Here is a 17,270-nt window from a genome sequence, read left to right on the forward strand (position 1 = left end):
GGCGGGCACCCCGGTTTCATTCCCCGCCCGGTCGGCGCGGCGTCCGCCCCGGCCGCCCCCCGGCAGGCGTGCGGCCCGGGGCCGCCCCAGGCGCCCCCGGGCCGTCCGCCCCGGACGCGCCGGCAGGTCATTGCGCCTTCCCTCCATAGGCCGGTGCACCGCTCCGCGCTTTCTGGTAGCCTCTCCTTCACCGGGCTTGTTCCTTCTTCTCATATCCTCTTCTCTTCTTCGCGGAACCAGGCAGATCTCATGACAGAATCTCCATCTTCTCAGTACCTCGGCAGCACCTATATACTGGATGAGCAGATCGGTTCAGGGGCTCAGGGAGAAGTCTGGAAAGGCCACTCGAAAGATTCTCCGCGGCCGCTCGCATTCAAGGTGCTGCACAAGTCCATAACCGCCGAGAGCAGTGTCATAGACGCGTTCCTCAAGGAGCGAAGCGCTCTTAAGAGGGCCGCGGGCCCGAACGTCATCGAGGTGCACGACATCGTCGTCGAGCGGAATACGCTCGGACTCGTCATGGACTACGTAGACGGCGGCAGCCTTCGGGACACCATCAAATCGCGCGGCGCCCTGCCCCCCCAAGAGGTCGCCTGGCTGGGGGCCCAGATATCGGCAGGAATCGCAGCCGTGCACAATGCCGGAGTGGTCCACCGGGACATCAAGCCCGAGAATATTCTCATGGACTCCTCCACATCCCCCGAGACACCGAAGATCGTGGACTTCGGTGTCGCATCCATCTGCGACTCGGCGGTGCTGACGCGCACCGCCGTAGGCGCGGGGACGCCGCTGTACATGGCGCCGGAGGTGAACGGCGGAGCCCGCCCGTCCTTCGCCATGGACGTCTACTCCCTGGGAATCATACTGTACGAGCTGTCGTGCGGAGTCACCCCTTTCAGCGGAACCTACAACTACGTCATCGCTGCCCAGATCCTCATGGCGCCCGTGCGCCCCGAGGGGATCCCCGACTCGCTGTGGGACCTCATCAGCAAGATGCTGGACAAGAACCCGACGGCACGTCCCAGCATAAACGAGGCGCAGCACGCCCTGAAGTACCTGTCAATCGCACTGTCGGGAATTCCCGCAGCCCCCACCCTGTCATCCTCGCCCTGCGCGCCGGATTCCTCTCCCCCGCCCGCGCCGCCGCAGAAGAATGCCGCGCCCGCGCCTCAGATCCCTCAGACCCCGGAGGTCGCCGAGACCATTACCACGTTAAGCCCTCCGGCGCCGCCGCCCCAGCCCGGCACCCAGCCCGCATACCCCAGGTATCCGGAGCGCCGCGCTCCCGCGCCGCCACCGCCACCACGTCCGCACAAGCGCTCATCATCGCTGCCGATCGCCGTGGCCACGGTGAGCATCCTGGCGATCGCCGGCTCCGTCGGGGCCTCCGCCTACATCTACACCCACCCGTCTCACAACGGCGTCGGGGCGACGGGCGCCGCATCGCAGGAGGGCGTCGGGGCGCCCGCGGACGGCGACGGCGTCGCAAACGACAGGAGCACCGTCGCAACGTCATTCGTCGAGTCGCTCAAGCAGTCCGACGAGACCAGCATATGGCGCCAGACGACTCCTCAGGCGCGTCAGCAGCTGGAGGACCCGTCACCGGCCGCCGGCTACCAGACGGCTCGCGACTACATCGTCCACAACGCGTCGGCGGGCTACAGCATCAATACCTGCATGAACAATGCCGACGCGACGGCAGCCGGAATCCAGGTGGCCGAGAACCAGGTTGCCTGCCGGATCGACTTCTCGTGTCAGGCGAGCTGCCCCACCCCCTTCGTGGTCCTGGAGGCGGAGGGAAACAAGGTGGACTCCATCAGCTTCATCGACCGCTAGGAGGCGCCTGAGCAGCAGCCGACCCCCGGCCACCGCCTCACTCATCCATCACTTTTGCCGCATTCTCACGTCCTTATCACCGTCCGCACTCTCGTGTGAGGATCGAGCCCCATGCACCCACGCCCTCGCCACGTCCTCTCAACCGCCTGCATTGCGACTGCACTCGCCCTGACCGGTGCCTGCTCGTGGGGTGGGAGCGCCGACAGCGCCCCGACCGAGGAGCCGGCGGACTCCTCCTCGGGAACCGCGGCCGGTGCGGCCTCCGGCGGAGCGAGCCCCTCCGGCGCCGAAACGCTGGACCCGCTGGCGCAGGACGCCCCGGGCGCTCCGGATCTGAGGGGCGCGCGCCTGCCCCTTCCCAAGGGGTGCATCGCCGACGACGGCACGACGGCGTCGTTCGCGAACAGCTATGCGTCGGCTCAGGACTCCACTGGCACGACGGCGTTCGCCTTCCTCCGGCATCCCACCATCGTCATGAGCACGAGCGCGGGCCCCCTCACCCTGGTCCCGCTCGAGTGCCACCGCGGGGGCACCGACCTCTTCCACACGGACATCGCGGCCTACACGGAGACCCTGTCCCTGGCGGGCAGCATCAGTCTCCGCGATATCGACTCGGGAGCCGAGGCGGGCATGATCGCATCAATCACGACATCAGAGGGCGCCGCCCACCTCGAGTGGGTCAATCAGGAGGTCAGCGGGGACCGCCAGTGCCACCTGTGCTTCACGGGGATCGGCTCCGCCGATCTGTCGTGGAAGGGAAACGGGTTCACGGCGAGCGGGCTCAGAACGACCCGTTGACCACCGGCATCCGACCCACCGCCCTGCACGAGGCGCCGTCTCCCCGCGCCCGCCCGCAGGCCCGGCGCCCTCCCGACGGGTACTCGGCGGGAGCCCGGAGTCGGCCGGCGGACATGCGGCGAGAACCTGGCCGCGAGCGCTCCCGTGGGCCAGGATGGTGTCATGAACATTCTGCGCGCCTTCGCCCGCCCGATGCTCGCCGCGTCCTTCGTCCTGGACGGGATCGATGCCCTCACCCGGCCCGCGCGCCACGTGGAGCGCTTCGAGAAGGTCTCACCGCTGCTGGAGAAGGCGGGCCTGCCGCCGGTGCTCACCTCGGACGCCCGCATGCTCACCAGGGCCTGCGGTGCGGTGAGTGTCGCCGCCGGACTGGGCCTGGCGACGAGCCGAGCCCCGCGCACCTGCGCGACCGTGCTGGCGGCCCTCAACCTTCCCCTGACCCTGATCAACAACCCGGTGTGGGCGGTCAAGGGCGCGCAGGCGCGCAAGGAGGCCCTGTCGGGCCTGGCCCGCGGCGGCGCGGTCGGGGCCGGGCTCCTGCTGGCCGCCGTCGACCGGGAGGGTCGTCCGTCCCTGACCTGGCGGTTCGAGAACCATAAACGGCAGCGCAAGGCGATCGCCGCGGCCTGGGTGGCCGGGCGCGCCAGCCGCGCCTGACGGGCGGCGCACGGGGCGCGCGCCCCGTGCGGGCTCGATCGTCTAGGGTGAGCGCGTACAGCGCCACCGGGCCATCAGCGAAGGACATGTGCATGAGCGACCAGCCGAACGTCATCTACACCTGGACGGACGAGGCGCCCATGCTGGCGACCCACTCCCTCCTGCCGATCATCCAGGGCTTCACCCGCGCCGCGGGCGTGAGCGTGGCCACCGCCGACATCTCCCTGGCGCACCGCATCCTGGCCGCCTTCGACCTGGCCGAGGACGACCTCGCGACCCTCGGGGAGCTGACCGCCTCCCCGAGCGCCACCATTGTCAAGCTGCCCAACATCTCCGCCTCCCTGCCCCAGCTCAGGGCCGCGATCGCCGAGCTGCAGGCCCGCGGGCACGCCCTGCCCGACTACCCCGACTCCCCCTCCACCGACGCCGAGCGCGACGCCCGCGCCCGCTACGACGCCGTCAAGGGCAGCGCTGTCAACCCGGTCCTGCGCGAGGGCAACTCCGACCGCCGGGCTCCGAGGGCCGTCAAGGCCTACGTCCGCTCCCACCCGCACGCCATGGGGGCGTGGAGCCCCGACTCGCGCACCCGCGTGGCCACGATGGAGGCCGGCGACTTCCGGCACAACGAGCGCAGCATCGTCGTCCCCGAGGCCGGGAGCCTGCAGATCCGCCTCGTGCCGGCCGACGGCGGGGCGCCGGTCGTCCTGCGCGAGTCGCTGCAGGTGACGGCCGGCGAGGTCGTGGACGCCACCTGCATGTCCTCCGCCGCGCTGGACGCCTTCCTCGCCGCCCAGCTCGCCGCCGCCAGGGCCGAGGACGTCCTGTTCTCCATCCACCTCAAGGCCACCATGATGAAGGTCTCCGACCCCCTCATCTTCGGCCACGCGGTGCGCGCCGCCCTGCCGCGGACCTTCGCCGCCCACGGCACGGCCCTGGCCGCCGCCGGGCTGCGCGCCGAGGACGGGCTGGCCTCCATCCTGGCCGGGCTGGACGCCCTGGAGGACGGCGAGGCGATCCGTGCCTCCATCGAGGCCGACCTGGCGGCGGGCCCTCGCCTGTCCATGGTCGACTCCGAGCGCGGCATCACCAACCTGCACGTGCCCAGCGACGTCATTATCGACGCCTCCATGCCCGCCATGATCAGGAACGGCGGCAAGCTGTGGGACGCGGCCGGCGACAGGGCCGACACCCTGGCCGTCATCCCCGACTCCTCCTACGCCGGCGTCTACGAAGCCGTCATCGAGGACTGCAAGGCCCACGGCGCCCTGGACCCCGCCACCATGGGCACGGTCCCCAACGTCGGGCTCATGGCCCGCCGGGCCGAGGAGTACGGCAGCCACGACAAGACCTTCCTCATCCCGACCGCCGGACGCGTCGAGGTGGCCGCCGTCCGCGGCGCCGGGGCCGAGCCGGGCACGGTGCTGCTGTCCCACGACGTCGAGGCGGGCGACATCTGGCGCGCCTGCACCACCCAGGACGCCCCCATCCGCGACTGGGTGCACCTGGCCGTCGCCCGGGCCCGGGCCACCGGGGCGCCCGCCGTCTTCTGGCTGGACCCGGAGCGGAGCCACGACCGCGTTATCGCCGGGCTCGTCCGCCGCTACCTGGCCGAGGAGGACACCGAGGGCCTGGACATCCGCGTCCTCGACCCGGTGGCCGCCACGCGGCTGTCCCTGGAGCGGGCCCGGCGCGGGCAGGACACGATCAGCGTGACCGGCAATGTGCTGCGCGACTACAACACCGACCTGTTCCCCATCCTGGAGGTCGGCACGAGCGCCAAGATGCTGTCGGTGGTGCCGCTGATGAGCGGCGGCGGCCTGTACGAGACGGGCGCGGGCGGCTCCGCCCCCAAGCACGTGCGCCAGCTGCTGGAGGAGAACTACCTGCGGTGGGACTCGCTCGGCGAGTTCCTGGCGCTGGCGGAGGCGCTGCGCCACGTCGCCCAGGTCGGCGCCAACGCGCGCGCCGTGGTGCTGGCCGACGCCCTGGACGCGGCGACGACGACGCTGCTCGACAACGACCGCTCCCCCGCGCGCCGACTGGGCGGGATCGACAACCGCGGCTCGCACGCCTGGCTGGCCCTGTACTGGGCCCGCGAGCTGGCGGCGCAGGACGCCGACGCCGGGCTGGCGGCGCATTTCGCGCCGGTGGCCGAGGCGCTGGGCGCCGCCAACGAGGCCGTCCAGGCCGACCTGGTGGCCGTGCAGGGCCGTCCGGTGGACATCGGCGGCTACTACCGCCCCGAGCCGGCCAGGGCGGACGCCGTCATGCGCCCCTCGAAGACCCTGAACCGCATTATCGACGCGCTCTGAGGCGGGCGCTCCTGGCACGATAGGCGCATGAGCACGTCCCCCGCCGGGCCCTGGCCCGCCCCGGCCGCCCGCGGCCCCCTGGAGGCGACCGTCGCCCTGCCGGGCTCCAAGTCGCTGACCGCCCGCGCCCTCCTGCTGGCCGCGGTGGCCGAGGGCCCGACGACGCTGACCGGGGTGCTGCGCTCTCGCGACACCGAGCTCATGGAGGCGGCCCTGACCGCGCTCGGCGCCCGCTTCGAACGGCTCGACGGGGAGGCGACCCGCCTGCGCGTCCGCCCCGCCCCGCTGCCCCTGCACGTGGAGGCCGGCCCCGACGGCGTCGGCCGCATCGACTGCGGCCTGGCCGGGACCGTCATGCGCTTCGTCCCGCCGCTGGCGGCGCTCGCGGACGCGCCCGTCGTCTTCGACGGCGATGAGGCCGCCCGCAACCGCCCGCTCGGTCCGCTGCTGGACGCCCTGGCGGGGCTGGGCGCCGAGGTGGCCTGTCTGGGCGAGCCGGGCCGTCTGCCCGTGCGCGTGGGCCCCGGCGGCGGCGCCCTGGCAGGGCCGGCCGACCCCGCGCGCCCCGAGCGGCCGCACCGGGTGGGCGTGGACGCCTCCGGCTCCTCCCAGCTCCTGTCGGCCCTGCTGCTCGCCGCCCCCCTGCTGCCCGGCGGGCTCGCCGTCACCGCCGTCGGGCGCGTCCCCTCCCTGCCGCACGTGGCCATGACGGTGGCCGCCCTGCGCGAGCGCGGCATCGTCGTTGACGAACCCGAGGAGCCGGACGCCACTGCCGCGGGCTCCGGGGGCGGGCGCACGTGGACCGTCCACCCGGGGCGCCCCCGCGGCGGGGAGTCGAGCATCGAGCCGGACCTGTCCAACGCCGGGGTCTTCCTGGCGGCGGCGCTGGTCGCGGGCGGCGAGGTGGGTGTCCCGCACTGGCCCGCCCCCACGACCCAGGGCGGCGACTCCTGGCGCGAGCTGCTGGTGCGCCTGGGCGGCGAGGTCGAGCTGCGCGCCAGGGCCGACGGCTCGCGCACCCTCGTGGCGCACGGGTCGGGCGCGGGCGGCCTGCGGGGCATCGACGCGGACCTGTCCGCCGTCGGCGAGCTCGCGCCCGCCGTGGCGGCCCTGGCGCTGCTGGCCTCCGCCAACGGGCGCGCCTCCCGCCTGACCGGCATCGCCCACCTGCGCGGCCACGAGACCGACCGCCTGGCGGCCCTGGTCGCCGAGATCACCCGGGTCGGCGGCGTCGCCCGGCAGGCCGACGACGGCCTGGCCATCGACGCCCTGCCCGCGGGCTGGCGGCTGCGCCCGGCGCTCATGCGCTCCTACGGCGACCACCGCATGGCCGCCTTCGCCGCCCTGGTCGGGCTGGGCGTGCCCGGCACCGAGCTCGACGACGTCGCGTGCACCTCCAAGACCCTCCCGGGCTTCCCGGCCCTGTGGGCGGGCATGCTGAGCCGGGGGCCGCAGGAGCAGCGGAAGCCGGGCCGGGAAGGCGGAGCCCGGTGACGCGCCGGCGCGACATCGGCACCGACGACCCGCGGGTGCGGGTGCGGCCCGGCCGCGGCTCGCGCCCGCGCACCAAGCGGCGCCCCGCCCACGACGACGCCGTCGTCGGCACGGTGATCCGCATCGATCGCGGCCACTACCGCATCCGCCTGGCCGACCCCGCCCTGACCGGGGACGGGACCGGCGACATCACGGCCATGAAGGCGCGCGAGCTGGGGCGGGGCAGGGTCGTTGTCGGGGACCGGGTCGCCGTCGTCGGGGACGTCTCCGGCCGCAGGGGCACGCTGGCCCGCATGGTGCGCATCCAGGAGCGCCGCACGCTGCTGCGCCGCTCCGCCGAGGACGGGGACGCCGCGGGCAGCGAGCGGCCCGTGGTGGCCAACGCCGACCTGCTCGTCATCGTCACCGCGGTGGCCGACCCGGCGCCGCGCCCGCGCATGATCGACCGCTACCTCGTGGCCGCCTACGACGCCGGCATGGAGCCGCTGCTGGTGCTGACCAAGTCCGACCTGGCCGACGCCGGCCCCCTCCTGGACCTCTACGGGCCGCTCGGGGTGCGCTCGGTGGCGACCCGCCTGGGCCCCTCCGACCGCGAGGACGCCCCGGAGGCGGGCGGCGGAGTCCGGGCCGTGCGCGAGGCGATCACCGGGCGGGTCTCGGTGCTCGTCGGCCACTCGGGGGTGGGCAAGTCGACGCTCATCAATGCGCTGGTGCCCGGCGCGCACAGGGCCACCGGCCGCGTCAACGAGGTGACCGGACGCGGGCGGCACACCTCCGCATCCCTTCAGGCCCTGGAGCTGCCCGGCGGCGGCTGGGTGATCGACACCCCGGGCGTGCGCTCCTTCGGCGTCGCCCACGTGGGCAGCGCCGACGTCCTGCGCGGCTTCCCCGACCTGGCGGAGGTCGCCCGGGACTGCCCGCGCGGGTGCACGCACGAGGCCGGCGCCCTGGACTGCGCCCTGGACGAGTGGGCCGGCGCGGGACCGGCCCAGGCGCGCCGGGCGCGGGTGGAGTCCTTCCGGCGCCTGCTCGCCCCGTCCCTGGAGGCGGAGGACCCGACCCTGCCGGCCGGCCCGGGGCGCTGAGCCGGCGGCCCCGCGCCCCGGGCCGGAGGAGGACCGGCCGGGAGGCGGTCAGGAGGTGATCGCCTCGGCGAGCTCCTCGAAGCAGTCGACGTAGGCGTCGATGGCCTCGTCGGTGTGGGTGACCGACAGGGTCCACTCCTCCTCGCGGCCGGGCGTCATGAAGATGCCGCGGTTCATGTTGAACAGCCAGGCCAGGTCGGACAGGGCCTCGTTCTGGTGCTCCTTGAAGGTCTCGTAGTCGATGACCTTCTTCGGGGAGAAGGTGACGCAGCCCTTGCCGCCGACGCCGACGGCGTAGCCGGGCAGGTCGTAGGCCTCGATGACGCGGTTGCAGCCCGCCAGGATGCGGTCGTTGAGGTGGTCGAGGTGCTCGTAGGCCTCCGGGGTGAGGACCTGCTCGAGGTTGGCGCGCACGGCCGCCATGACGAGCGGGTTGCCGTTGTAGGTGCCCACCTGGTAGACGGAGTGGTCCTCGACGACGCTCATGACCTCCTCGGTGCCGCCGATGGCGCCCGAGGGCAGGCCGCCGCCCAGGGCCTTGGCCATGGTGACCAGGTCCGGCGTGACGCCGAAGCGCTTGGTGGCGCCGCCCGGCCCGATGCACAGGCCGGTCTTGACCTCGTCGAAGATGAGGACGACGCCGTGGCGCTCGGTGATCTCGCGGACCGCCTCGAGGTAGCCGGGCTCGGGCAGGACGACGCCGAGGTTCATCATGGCGGGCTCCATAATGACGCAGGCGGGCTTGCGACCCTCCGCCTCGAGCTGGATGATGCGCTGCTCCATGGACCGGGCGTCGTTGAAGTGCACCGGGACGGTCATGCGGACGACGGCGTCCGGGATGCCGGCGCCGTAGGACAGGGAGGCGGGCGCGTCGTGGTCGCCGATCTGGTCGTAGGGCACGCCGATGGAGACCATGACGGTGTCGTGGTGGCCGTGGTAGGAGCCGAAGATCTTCATCACCGTGTCGCGGCCCGTGTAGGCGCGGGCGATGCGGATCGCGTCCATGGTGGACTCCGACCCGGAGTTCGTGTAGCGCCACTTGGGCAGGCCCCAGCGCTCGGCGAGGTTGTCGCCGACGACGACGGCGTCCTCCGTGGGCGCCGCGAAGTGGGTGCCCAGGGCGTAGCGCTCGCCCACCGCCCGGCCGATGACCGGGTGCGCGTGCCCCTGGAGCATCGAGCCGAAGCCGTTGTGGAAGTCCCACATCTCGTTGCCGTCCACGTCCCAGACCCTGGGTCCCTGGCCGCGCTCGAGGTAGATGGGCCACGGGTCGCGCAGCTGGTAGGAGGAGGCCACGCCTCCGGCCAGGTGCTCGCTGGCGCGCTCGTACATGCGCTGCGATCCGCGGGTGCGCTCGTTGAGGCGCCTGCCCTCGGACTCGGTCAGCTCGGCGACGCGCTCCATGTTGATGCTCATTGCTCTTTCTCCTTCGTGTGGGCCGGCCTGGCGTCCACGCTGTCTTGTGCTGGTTGCATCGGCCCTGCTCGCCGGCCTGGCGCGGTCAGGGGGTTATTGGGGAAGTAGATGGCGAAGTATTCGTGAAGTACTGGCGAGGTACCGTGGATACGCGTGAGTCGCGCGAGGACGTGCGGTGCGCCGGCGCGCGGCCGGCGCCGACCGCGGTCAGTCAGTCGGGCACGGCCTCCTCCTCGGTGATGGCCGCACCGCCTGCATCGTCGGCCACGGCGTCGGAGACGGCGAGGACCTCGCCGCGGAAGAAGGCGGGGTCGAGCAGGCGCTGGATGATCATGAGGACGAGGCCGAGGGCGATGAGCCCGACGGTCAGGACGAACACTAGCCCGAATCCCAGGATCTGGGAGCCGGAGCCGTAGGCGGGGTCCATGGAGTCCCTGAGGGTCATGACCAGGATGGCGGCGAGGATCGTGCCGCCCAGGCCCGGGGCGAGGAAGCGGAAGAAGAAGTCCCGCGGGGATCGGAACCAGTGGCCCCGGAAGTACCAGACGGCCGCGAAGGCGGTCAGCCCGTAGTAGAAGGCGATCATCGCGCCGAGCGTCTGGACCGTGTCCCACAGGACGGTTGTGGAGACTATCCTCAGCATCGTGTAGAACGTGGCCGCGGACAGCGCCGAGACGATCGTGGCGTTGCCCGGCGTGTAGAAGCGCGGCGAGATGCTGCCCAGGTAGGCGGGCATCGCCCGGTAGTGCCCCATGGCCAGCAGGGTGCGGGAGGGCGAGACGAAGGTGGACTGCAGCGAGGCCGCGGAGGAGGTCAGGACCGTCAGCGACATCAGGATCGCGAAGGGGCCCAGGACCGGCTCGGACAGGGCGAAGAAGACGTTCTCCTGGATGTCGGGGTTGCCCAGCCCGATGCCCTCCTCTCCCAGTCCCGCGAAGGTCATCGAGCCGAGGGTGACGACGATGTAGACCGACACGATGGCCAGGACCGTCAGCACCGCGGCCTTGCCGGGCGTCCTGCCGGAGTCCTCGACCTCCTCGTTGACGGTCAGGGACACGTCCCACCCCCAGTAGATGAACAGGGACAGGGAGACGCCGGCGATGAAGGTCGAGGAGTCCGGCACGGCCAGGGGGTTGAACCAGTCCAGCTGGATGGGGGTGGGGTTCCAGGCGGTCCCGGTCAGCCAGCGGATCAGGGCCACCAGGCCGAAGCCGACGAAGACGACGAGCTGGAAGCTGACCAGGGCGTACTGGAGCCTCTGCGTGGTCTGCATGTCCCGGTAGGACACGAGGGTCGCCAGGGCGATGAAGACCAGGCATGTGGCGATGTTGACGGGCAGGACGTCGGTCAGCCCGGCGATGTCGGGGCGCCCCAGGAGCTGGGCGAGCATGAGGTAGAAGAAGTCGACCGCGATGGCGGCGATGTTGGACAGGACGACGACGGTCGCCACGATCACCCCCCACCCGGCCATCCAGCCCACCCAGGGCCCGAAGGCCCGGGTCGCCCAGGTGAAGGAGGTCCCGGAGTCCGGCATGTAGAGGTTGAGCTCGCGGTAGCCCAGGGCGACGAGCAGCATGGGGATGAAGCCGACGGAGAAGATGGCGGGCACCTGGGCCCCGACCTCGGAGGCCGTGGGCCCCAGCGCCCCGGTGAGGGTGTAGGCGGGGGCCACGCAGGACACGCCGATGACGATGGCGCCGAGCAGCCCGACGGAGCCGGCGGCCAGCCCCTTGCGGGACATGTCAGCGCTCCCCCGAGCCGCGGAGTCGCCACTCATGTCTCCTCGCCGCCCTCCGGGGCGCTGGGCACGGCGACCAGGGGCACGGGTAGGTTGCGCATGATCTTGTTGGCGGTGGGGCCCAGGAAGAGGAGTCCTCTGCGGGCCAGGCGCGCTGATCCGAGCAGGGCCAGCTCGTGCTTCCAGTCCATCGACACGATCGCCGAGCCCATGTCCCCGGCGCGGACGATGACGACGCGCTCGTCCTCCAGCCCGTCCACCGTGAGCCGGGCCTCATCGAGCCAGCTCTCGGCGCGCTCGATAATGCGGGCGTCGTCGGGGGAGTCGCGCGTGGCGACGGTGACCAGGCGCAGGGGGGCGCCGCAGGCCTGCGCGTAGGTCCTGGCGGCGCCCAGGACGGGCTGCCAGCCGCCGGACTCCCCGAGCATGACGGTAATGCGCTCGACGCCGGCCTCGCGGTCGAAGCGGGTGCCCCGGGGAGCCAGGGCCACGGGCACCGGGGAGGCGTTCAGGAGGGTCTGGCCGATGCTGCCCAGGGAGACCCGCCCGGTCAGGCCGTGGCGTCCGCCGCCGGCCACGAGCAGTGAGGAGCCGAGCTCGACGGTGGTCTCGATCAGGCCCTCGGGGAAGGAGTCGTTGTAGCGAAGGTGCTTGGTGACGGGCAGCTCTGTCGGGCGGACGTAGGTGACCTCGTCCATCCACTGGACGACCTGCTGGAGGACGACGTCCTGGTAGGCGATGTCCGAGCCCTCCGTGATGGCCCCGTGGGTGCCGCCGCGGATGATGGAGACCATGTCCATCGGCCAGGAGAGGGCGTCTGAGAGCCTGGCCGCGAGCGCGTAGGCGTCCTGGCCCCCCAGCGAGTGGGTGAAGGCGGTGAGGATGCGCATGTGTGTGCCCCCCGTCCTCACAGCGCGCTCATGACGTGCTTGACGCGGGTGTAGTCCTCGACCCCGTAGACCGACAGGTCCTTGCCGTACCCGGAGTGCTTGAAGCCGCCGTGGGGCATCTCGGCGACGAGGGGGATGTGGGTGTTGACCCACACGCAGCCGAAGTCGAGGTCGCGGGAGAAGCGCAGGACCCGGCGGTGGTCGGCGGTCCAGATGGAGGATGACAGGGCGTAGTCCACGCCGTTGGCCATGGCGAGGGCCTCGGCGTCGTCGTCGAAGACCTGGACGGTCAGGACGGGCCCGAAGATCTCCTCCTGGACGAGGCGGTCCTCCTGGCGCAGGCCGGAGATGACGGTGGGGGCGTAGTAGTAGCCGGTCCGCCCGACCCGGTGGCCCCCGGTCAGCAGCGTGGAGTGGGCGGGCCGCTCCTGGACGAGGCGGGAGACCCGCTCGAGCTGGCGCTCGTTGTTGAGGGGGCCGAAGAAGGCCTCCTCCTCGGGGATGGGCCCGGTGCGCAGGGCCTCGGCGCGGCGCACGAGGGTGGCGGTGAAGTCCTCGGCGACGGCGCGCGAGACCAGGACTCGGGTGGCGGCGGTGCAGTCCTGGCCGGCGTTGAACAGGCCGGCCGTGGCAGTGCCCTCGGCGGCGGCCTCGAGGTCGGCGTCGTCGAAGACGATGACGGGGGCCTTGCCGCCCAGCTCGAGGTGGACCCGGGTCAGGTGGCCGGCGGCGTGAGCGGCCAGGTCCGAGCCGGCGCGCACGGAGCCGGTCAGGGCGACGAGCCCGGGGACGCGGTGGGAGGCCATGAGGCGGCCGGTCGTCGCGTCGCCCAGGACGAGGTTGAACACGCCCTTGGGCAGGATCCTCCCGGCGATGCGGGCGAAGACGAGGGCGGACTCGGGGGTGGTCTCGGAGGGCTTGAGGACGATGGTGTTGCCGGCGGCCAGCGCGGGGCCGACCTTCCACACGAGCATCATGAAGGGGTAGTTCCAGGGGACGACCTGGCCGACGACGCCGATGGGCTCGCGGCGCAGCTGGGAGGACAGGCCCTCGGCGTACTCCCCGGAGGCCAGGCCGGAGGCCATGCGGGCGGCTCCGGCGAAGAAGCGCAGCTGGGAGGCGCCGGTGAGGACCTCCTCGCTGCGGATGAGGGAGGCGAGCTGGCCGGTGTTGCGCTGCTGGGCGGCGACGATCTCGGCGGCGGCCTCCTCGACGGCGTCGGCCAGGCGCAGGATGAGCTCCTGGCGCTGCGCCGGGGTGGTCAGCCGCCAGGCGGCGAAGGCCCGCTGAGCGGCGGCGTAGGCGGCGTCGACGTCCTCCTGGACGGAGACGGGGCACAGGGCGACGGTCTCGCCGGTGCGGGGGTCCTTGACCTCGAGGGCGGAGGAGGCGCGGGAGGCGACGGGCGCCCCGTCGATGTAGTTGGGTAGGGGGGACAGGCTCATGGTGAGTCTCTCCGTTCGTGTGCGTGCGGACTGTGCTGGAGCCGCTACCGAGGACGGGCGGCCCGTCTCCTGCTCACTGCTGCGGGCGGGTCGCGCCCCGGCGCAGCCCCTCATGCTCCGCAACACCGCGGAAACATAGGACTTGAGTCCCAAGAGATGTCCGGATAGTAACGTCGTGTCTTATCCGTCCACAGGTGCAAGGTGCACAATCTTCACGCGCCCGATCCCCGCTGCGGGCTTGAACCCGCGCGCTCGCGGGCCTGCGCGGGCGTCAGTCCGCCCCGACCCGCTCGCGCAGTCTCAGGGCCATCCACAGGTTGGAGCGCACCGTGGCGTCGTCCAGGTCGACGCCGAGGGCCCGGCGCAGGCGCCGGATGCGCTGCGGCAGGGAGTTGCGGTGGATGCCGAGCCGCGAGGCCACCCGCCCCGTGGCGCCGCCCTCGGCGAGGTAGGCCTCCAGGAGCTCCAGGAGCTCGGGCCGCTCCGCGACAGCGCGCAGCTGAGCCGTCACGAGGACGCGGGCGTCGGCCGGGGAGATGAGGTCGATGGCGTCCACGCCGCCCAGGCTCCCCCAGTCGCGCACCTGTCCGGTGCCGCGGGCGCCCCGGGCGGCGTGGGCGGCCTGGGCCCGCGCCTGCGAGAGGGTCTCGATGCGCCCGGGGGCGCTGACCCCGATCCTCATGGCGCCAAGGGCGGCGGTCAGGGCGGCCCGCGCCCCTGTCGCGGAGGCCGGGCCGCGGCCGCCCGCCGCGGCCGCGCCCGCCCTTCTCGGCGGGGCGAGCAGCCGGTCCACCGCCGTCGCCGGGCCGGCCAGGAGGACTCCCTCGGAGACGTCAGGGCTGTCAGGGCTGTCAGGGCCGTCAGGGCTGTCAGGGCCGTCGCCGCCGTCGACCCGCGTCGCCGGAGCCCACACCAGGCAGCCCGCCGGGCCCGACGCTCCCGTCCCGCCCTCGGCAGCGCGGGCCAGGGCCTGGAGAAGCGCCGGGCCCCGCCCCTCCTCGCCCAGGGCGACGGCAATGCGCCAGGTGCCGGTGCGCCCCAGGGCCTGGCAGCCGGGCACCTGCCCGAGCACCGCCAGCCCCTCCCGGATCCGGCCCTCCAGGAGGTGGCGCAGGCCGGCGGCGCGCAGGTCCGCGAGCACCGCCGCCCGCCCCCGGGAGGACTCCTCGGCGAGGTTGAGCAGAGACCACGAGAGCTCGACCGCCAGGTGCACCGGGCCGGCCTCGTCCCGGTCGACGGCGGTGACGAGGTAGGTGCCCGGCTCCCCGGTCAGCCCTATGGGGCGCACTGTCAGGCGGACCCTCCCCTCCTCCACGCCGGCGGCGCCGCGCAGCCCGCGGGACCGGATCCGGGAGATCGTCTCGACGACGAGGCGCTCGTCGAGGAGGCTGCCGACGCCGTAGGGCCCCGACAGCGCCTGGCCGTGCGCGGAGTACAGGGCCGCCTCGCCGTGGACGCAGGCCGCCAGCGCGCGCAGGACGGCCACGTCGCTGCCGCGGGCGGCCGCCCTGGTCAGCTGGGCCAGGACGAGGCGGTCGTCGGCGCGCTCGCCGGAGGAGCCGGGCTCGCCGCCGCGCGGCTGGCCGGCGCCGACGCGCCGGCTGATGGCCGTGAAGGACACCTCGTGGGGGACCTCGAGGAGGTTGAGGCCGCCGCGCTCGCAGGCGCGCCTGAGCTCTAGGGGGATGGCCTGGAAGGCGATGCCGGTGCCCAGGCCGAGGGCTGCGGCACCGCCCTCGACGAGCTCGTCGGCGTAGGACGCCCAGACCGCGGCCGGCACCCCGGCCATCGCCAGCCCCGTCGTGAGGACCAGCTCGCTGCCCTCCAGGTAGGAGGCCGGGTGCAGGAGCTCGGTGGCGGCCACCCACTCGACCCGCCGCTCGGGATCCGGCAGGTGGACGGCGCGCAGGCGCAGGCGGGGATCGGCGAGGAGCTGAGCGACGGTGACCATGTCGGGCATCCAAGCACACCCCCGGGGTCGTCCGCCTGCGCGAACGGCCGCTCGGGGCCCCGCGGCGGGGCGGCGGGGGTCTCAGCCGCTCTCGCGGCCGCACCCGAAGTGCATGTCGCACACCAGAGGGCGCCCACATGAGCATATTGCTCCGGATGGCGGGGGCTGTGCCGTGCTTGACTTCCTGGTGCGCCGGGCCCGCACGCGATGCCAGCGCTGTCACCGCCGCCCTCGGCGCACAACGCCCGGCACGAGCCGCACGGCCTGTACACAGCCCCGACGAGGAAGGCACGACGATGACGACACTGCCCCAGGACGAGCTCATCTCCACCCCCATGCCCGGACCCAGGGCGCGGGCGCTGGCCGAGCGGGCGCGAGACGCCGTGCCCCGCGCCATGAGCGCGGCCATGCCCACCTTCGCCGCCGCCACCGACCGCGGCATCCTCGAGGACGTCGACGGCAACCGGCTGATCGACTTCGGCTCCGGCATCGGGGTGACGACGGTCGGCGGCGCCGCCGCCCCCGTCGCCTCCGCCGTCCGCGACCAGGTCGACCGCCTGACGCACACATCCTTCGCCGTGACCCGTTACGAGAGCTACATCGCGGTCGCCGAGCGCCTCAACGCCCTGACCCCCGGCGACTTCCCCAAGCGCACGGCCCTGTTCAACTCCGGTGCGGAGGCGGTGGAGAACGCCGTCAAGCTCGCCCGCAGGCACACTGGGCGCCAGGCCGTCGTCTGCTTCGACCACGCCTTCCACGGGCGCACCGCCCTGACCATGGGGCTGACCGCCAAGGCCGCCCCCTACAAGGCCGGCTTCGGGCCCTTCCCCCCCGAGCTCTACCGGGTGCCCGGCTCCTACCCCTTCCGCGACGGGCTCGACGGGCCGGAGGCGGCCGAGCGCACCATCGCCCGGATCGAGGCGCAGATCGGCGCCGAGCAGGTGGCCTGCGTCATTATCGAGCCCATCCAGGGCGAGGGCGGCTTCGTCGTCCCCGCGCCCGGCTTCCTGCGCGCCCTCCAGCAGTGGTGCGCGGCCAGCGGCGCGGTCCTCATCGTCGACGAGATCCAGTCCGGCATGGCTCGCACAGGCCGCTGGTTCGCCTGCGAGCACGACGACGTCGTCCCCGACCTGGTCACGATCGCCAAGGGCGTCGCCGGGGGCCTGCCGCTGTCCGCCGTCACCGGCCGCGCCGAGATCATGGACTGCGCCGGGCCCGGCTCCCTGGGCGGCACCTACGGCGGCAACCCGGTGGCCTGCGCCGCCGCCCTGGCGGTCCTCGACATGATCGAGGACGAGGACCTGGCCTCCCGCGCCCGCCGCATCGAGCAGATCGGCCTGGAGATCCTGCGCGGCTGGCGGTCCGAGGACCCCCGCGTCGGCGACGTCCGCGGGCGCGGCGCCATGCTCGCCCTGGAGCTCATCGACCCGGGCACGGGGCGCCCCGACGCCGCCCTGACCGGCGAGGTGGCCGCCCGCGCCCGCGAGCGGGGGGTCATCGTCCTGACCTGCGGCACGGACTCCAACGTCATCCGTCTCCTGCCGCCGCTGACCATGCCCGACGACCTCCTGCGCCGGGGCCTGGCCATCATCCACGACGCCCTGGCGTCCGCCCGCGCCTGAGCACCCCCTGAGAACCGAGGAGGAAC

Annotated in this window: 12 protein-coding genes; 7 read left to right on the forward strand and 5 right to left on the reverse strand. The window is 73.2% G+C overall.

Annotated elements, in window-relative coordinates:
* The first annotated feature begins 249 nt into the window (after window positions 1–249).
* The 6 genes from O145_RS16400 (at window position 250) to rsgA (ending at window position 8,182) form a co-directional block, all read left to right on the forward strand.
* Window positions 250–1,836 (forward strand): serine/threonine-protein kinase, encoded by a 1,587-nt coding sequence (locus tag O145_RS16400; RefSeq protein ID WP_084682426.1) that lies wholly within the window; start codon window positions 250–252, stop codon window positions 1,834–1,836.
* Window positions 1,837–1,947: 111 nt separating this feature from the next.
* Complete coding sequence (locus O145_RS06420) at window positions 1,948–2,634, forward strand: hypothetical protein (protein ID WP_043561284.1); 687 nt, start codon at window positions 1,948–1,950, stop codon at window positions 2,632–2,634.
* Between the two features lie 162 nt (window positions 2,635–2,796).
* Window positions 2,797–3,291 carry a DoxX family membrane protein gene (locus tag O145_RS06425; RefSeq protein ID WP_043561287.1) on the forward strand — a complete coding sequence of 165 codons (495 nt, stop codon included), beginning with the start codon at window positions 2,797–2,799 and terminating at the stop codon, window positions 3,289–3,291.
* A gap of 92 nt (window positions 3,292–3,383) precedes the next feature.
* On the forward strand, window positions 3,384–5,603 hold the full coding sequence (locus O145_RS06430; protein WP_043561289.1) for an NADP-dependent isocitrate dehydrogenase: 2,220 nt from the start codon (window positions 3,384–3,386) through the stop codon (window positions 5,601–5,603).
* A gap of 27 nt (window positions 5,604–5,630) precedes the next feature.
* Window positions 5,631–7,097 carry a 3-phosphoshikimate 1-carboxyvinyltransferase gene (aroA, locus tag O145_RS06435; RefSeq protein ID WP_043561291.1) on the forward strand — a complete coding sequence of 489 codons (1,467 nt, stop codon included), beginning with the start codon at window positions 5,631–5,633 and terminating at the stop codon, window positions 7,095–7,097.
* Window positions 7,094–8,182, forward strand: coding sequence for a ribosome small subunit-dependent GTPase A (gene rsgA / locus O145_RS06440; protein ID WP_043561294.1), 1,089 nt, complete (start codon window positions 7,094–7,096; stop codon window positions 8,180–8,182). The genes aroA and rsgA overlap by 4 nt, the downstream gene beginning before the upstream one ends.
* A gap of 48 nt (window positions 8,183–8,230) precedes the next feature.
* Here rsgA and O145_RS06445 read toward each other — a convergent pair whose 3' ends face one another.
* The 5 genes from O145_RS06445 to O145_RS06465 all read right to left on the reverse strand — a co-directional run bounded on the left by O145_RS06445 (window position 8,231) and on the right by O145_RS06465 (window position 15,622).
* Complete coding sequence (locus tag O145_RS06445) at window positions 8,231–9,598, reverse strand: aspartate aminotransferase family protein (protein ID WP_043561297.1); 1,368 nt, start codon at window positions 9,596–9,598, stop codon at window positions 8,231–8,233.
* A 211-nt stretch (window positions 9,599–9,809) separates the two neighbouring features.
* Window positions 9,810–11,375 carry an APC family permease gene (locus O145_RS06450; RefSeq protein WP_043561300.1) on the reverse strand — a complete coding sequence of 522 codons (1,566 nt, stop codon included), beginning with the start codon at window positions 11,373–11,375 and terminating at the stop codon, window positions 9,810–9,812.
* Window positions 11,372–12,226, reverse strand: coding sequence for a universal stress protein (locus tag O145_RS06455; RefSeq protein WP_043561303.1), 855 nt, complete (start codon window positions 12,224–12,226; stop codon window positions 11,372–11,374). Before O145_RS06455 ends, O145_RS06450 begins: the two co-directional genes overlap by 4 nt.
* Before the next feature lie 17 nt (window positions 12,227–12,243).
* Window positions 12,244–13,671, reverse strand: a complete 1,428-nt coding sequence (locus O145_RS06460) for an aminobutyraldehyde dehydrogenase (RefSeq protein ID WP_043561306.1) — start codon at window positions 13,669–13,671, stop codon at window positions 12,244–12,246.
* 271 nt (window positions 13,672–13,942) lie between these two features.
* Window positions 13,943–15,622 (reverse strand): PucR family transcriptional regulator, encoded by a 1,680-nt coding sequence (locus O145_RS06465; RefSeq protein ID WP_043561309.1) that lies wholly within the window; start codon window positions 15,620–15,622, stop codon window positions 13,943–13,945.
* Between the two features lie 296 nt (window positions 15,623–15,918).
* Between O145_RS06465 and gabT the strand changes: the two genes are divergently transcribed.
* Window positions 15,919–17,244 (forward strand): 4-aminobutyrate--2-oxoglutarate transaminase, encoded by a 1,326-nt coding sequence (gene gabT, locus O145_RS06470; RefSeq protein WP_043561312.1) that lies wholly within the window; start codon window positions 15,919–15,921, stop codon window positions 17,242–17,244.
* Window positions 17,245–17,270: the final 26 nt, after the last annotated feature.

Source organism: Actinomyces israelii DSM 43320 (genome assembly GCF_000711965.1).
GTDB lineage: Bacteria > Actinomycetota > Actinomycetes > Actinomycetales > Actinomycetaceae > Actinomyces > Actinomyces israelii.

Coding starts and splice junctions, on each gene's coding strand:
- O145_RS16400 (WP_084682426.1), top strand. CDS start 250: ATGACAGAATCTCCATCTTCTCAGTACCTCGGCAGCACCTATATACTG.
- O145_RS06420 (WP_043561284.1), top strand. CDS start 1,948: ATGCACCCACGCCCTCGCCACGTCCTCTCAACCGCCTGCATTGCGACT.
- O145_RS06425 (WP_043561287.1), top strand. CDS start 2,797: ATGAACATTCTGCGCGCCTTCGCCCGCCCGATGCTCGCCGCGTCCTTC.
- O145_RS06430 (WP_043561289.1), top strand. CDS start 3,384: ATGAGCGACCAGCCGAACGTCATCTACACCTGGACGGACGAGGCGCCC.
- aroA (WP_043561291.1), top strand. CDS start 5,631: ATGAGCACGTCCCCCGCCGGGCCCTGGCCCGCCCCGGCCGCCCGCGGC.
- O145_RS06445 (WP_043561297.1), bottom strand. CDS start 9,598: ATGAGCATCAACATGGAGCGCGTCGCCGAGCTGACCGAGTCCGAGGGC.
- O145_RS06450 (WP_043561300.1), bottom strand. CDS start 11,375: ATGAGTGGCGACTCCGCGGCTCGGGGGAGCGCTGACATGTCCCGCAAG.
- O145_RS06455 (WP_043561303.1), bottom strand. CDS start 12,226: ATGCGCATCCTCACCGCCTTCACCCACTCGCTGGGGGGCCAGGACGCC.
- O145_RS06460 (WP_043561306.1), bottom strand. CDS start 13,671: ATGAGCCTGTCCCCCCTACCCAACTACATCGACGGGGCGCCCGTCGCC.
- O145_RS06465 (WP_043561309.1), bottom strand. CDS start 15,622: ATGGTCACCGTCGCTCAGCTCCTCGCCGATCCCCGCCTGCGCCTGCGC.
- gabT (WP_043561312.1), top strand. CDS start 15,919: ATGACGACACTGCCCCAGGACGAGCTCATCTCCACCCCCATGCCCGGA.